General features: G+C 57.3%; 1 rRNA gene. It reads right to left on the bottom strand.

The features are described 5' to 3' along the window. Positions 1-638, bottom strand: a 23S ribosomal RNA gene (locus tag ACLWS4_RS37235); the annotation flags it as partial. Positions 639-695 lie beyond the last annotated feature (57 nt).

Raw genomic sequence — 695 nt, 5'->3', positions numbered from 1 at the left:
CTGGTGAACGACGCTCCCACGGCTTGTAGGCACACGGTTTCAGGTACTATTTCACTCCGCTCCCGCGGTACTTTTCACCATTCCCTCACGGTACTATCCGCTATCGGTCACTAGGGAATATTTAGGCTTAGCGGGTGGTCCCGCCAGATTCACACGGGATTTCTCGGGCCCCGTGCTACTTGGGAGATGAGCAAGCAAGCCGCACAGATTTCGTCTACGGGGGTCTTACCCTCTACGCCGGACCTTTCGCATGTCCTTCGACTACCTGTACGGTTTCTGACTCGCCCAGCCGCCGGCAGACGACTGAAGCTCATTCCCACAACCCCGCATTGGCAACCCCTGCCGGGTCTCACACCAATACGGTTTAGCCTCATCCAGTTTCGCTCGCCACTACTCCCGGAATCACGGTTGTTTTCTCTTCCTGCGGGTACTGAGATGTTTCACTTCCCCGCGTTCCCTCCACATACCCTATGTGTTCAGGTATGGGTGACAGCCCATGACGACTGCCGGGTTTCCCCATTCGGAAACCCCCGGATCAAAGCCTGGTTGACGGCTCCCCGGGGACTATCGTGGCCTCCCACGTCCTTCATCGGTTCCTAGTGCCAAGGCATCCACCGTGCGCCCTTAAAAACTTGGCCACAGATGCTCGCGTCCACTGTGCAGTTCTCAAACAACGACCAGTCACACACCCTCGA

It is taken from the genome of Kitasatospora sp. SC0581 (assembly GCF_048159585.1).
Classification (GTDB): domain Bacteria; phylum Actinomycetota; class Actinomycetes; order Streptomycetales; family Streptomycetaceae; genus Kitasatospora.
This window is presented reverse-complemented; position numbering and strand designations above follow the sequence as displayed.